Annotated in this window: 2 protein-coding genes and 1 pseudogene; all 3 read right to left on the bottom strand. The window is 61.8% G+C overall.

Annotated elements, in window-relative coordinates; genetic code table 11:
- Positions 1-392, bottom strand: a pseudogene (locus tag EN893_RS33150) (hypothetical protein); the annotation flags it as partial.
- A gap of 294 nt (positions 393-686) precedes the next feature.
- Positions 687-1,262 carry a DUF1349 domain-containing protein gene (locus EN893_RS33145; RefSeq protein WP_127266938.1) on the bottom strand — a complete coding sequence of 192 codons (576 nt, stop codon included), beginning with the start codon at positions 1,260-1,262 and terminating at the stop codon, positions 687-689.
- A gap of 92 nt (positions 1,263-1,354) precedes the next feature.
- On the bottom strand, positions 1,355-1,582 hold a 228-nt coding region (locus EN893_RS33140; RefSeq protein WP_128362142.1), incomplete at its 5' end, for an aldehyde dehydrogenase family protein.

Below are 1,582 nucleotides of genomic sequence, written 5' to 3'. Positions count from 1 at the left end.
GGCGTGTGAAGATCGAGCCCGATCGGGAAAGGCTTCACCCTGGGGTGAGTGCCATCACAATTCTGGCTGTACCAGGAGACCAGGAAAGGGTTGGCGAGAAGCTGGTCGACGGTGTCATTCGACAAATCCGAGGGGACCGAAGCATCCCCATCGGTCGTCAGCAGCGTGAATGGTGCCGTAATCGTCGGCAGCACGATCCTGACAAACGTGTCGAGGTCGCAGGTTTGCGCATCCCTGGACAAGGTGCTCAGGCGCAGCCAGACGATGCCATGCGCGCCGCTGTAATGTTGGCGGAAAAATGCCTCGCTCTGCGTAGATGCAGTTGGCGCGTTGCGATACCAGCGCGGCCCGGCGAAATCGCAGAAATGCCCGATGCCCTGCGACCACAGCACGGGCGGAACGCCAAGAAACCTTAGCGCCCTGGAGTAGACGGCTCTTTTGACAGCCCTTCGAAACCTGCCCATCGGCAACTCCTAGCGCGGATGCCAATAGCGTTGCAACGTCCTGCCTTGCACCGCCTTGAGCCGAACCAGGGGCCAAAAATTTCGAACCGTCTGGCGGCATCGCAACTGGCTGACGATCTCGCCGGCTGCAGTGCCGCGGCCAACCCCCCGGCTCGGCCGGAGGCACACGGCGGATTGTGGCAAAGGTCGAAGTGCTTGCGGTTCAGCGCAAGACCGCACGTCTCAATCGTGCAATTCCCGCGATATCGGCGGACCGAGGGAGAAATCCGAGAACGTTACCTCAAAGCCTTCGCGTTGCGGCGAACAGCACATCATGCCGATGTCGACCGTCTTCGAGGTCGGGAAATAGGCAAGCCGCACAGGCTTCCAGTGGCTGTCGGAAGCGTCGAGGTACTGGACGCGGATCGCCTCGGCGTGACGGGTCAACCGGATCCTGACGCCGTTCGGATCGGCATGAATGGCGACCAGCGACCAGTCTGACGTGTCGTTGGTGACGACGACGGAGAAATAGGCAAGGCCGTCGGTGTACTCGATACCGGCCTTGATCCAGTGCGTTTCGCTGAGCCGGACCATCAGCCCGGCCTGATCATAGAGGACCTCGTAGTCGCCCTTGACCGTGACTTCGGCGCTGAAATCGCCCTCGACAGGCCGGTGCAGGAAGTGGCCGTTGTCGCGCCAGAAACCGTAGAAGGTCTCGCGCCAGAAATCGGTCTCCTTGCCGGTGCGCACACGAACGCTATCGCCCTCGATGGCGTGGTGCGGCGGCGGGTTAAGCCATGTCAGATCTTGCGCTGTCATCCTTTCGCGCCGCTCCAATCCAGATGTGCATGGCGGTGTTGCCGGCATGGTCGGCAGTGACCGATCAGTCAGGCTGATCAGTCGACGGCCGATCAGCCTGCGAACGTATAGGCCGTCTTCACCGTGGTGTAGAACTCCGCCGCATAGTGGCCCTGCTCGCGCGGCCCATAGCTCGAGCCCTTGCGGCCGCCGAAGGGAACATGGAAATCGACACCCGCCGTCGGCAGGTTGACCATCACCATTCCGGCCTCCGAATTGCGCTTGAAGTGCGTGGCATGCTTGAGGCTCGAGGTGCAGATGCCGGAGGTCAAGCCGAAGGG

The sequence above is a fragment of the Mesorhizobium sp. M7A.F.Ca.CA.004.04.2.1 genome, from assembly GCF_004022825.1.
Lineage (GTDB): Bacteria > Pseudomonadota > Alphaproteobacteria > Rhizobiales > Rhizobiaceae > Mesorhizobium.
This window is presented reverse-complemented; position numbering and strand designations above follow the sequence as displayed.

Coding starts and splice junctions, on each gene's coding strand:
- EN893_RS33145 (WP_127266938.1), bottom strand. CDS start 1,262: ATGACAGCGCAAGATCTGACATGGCTTAACCCGCCGCCGCACCACGCC.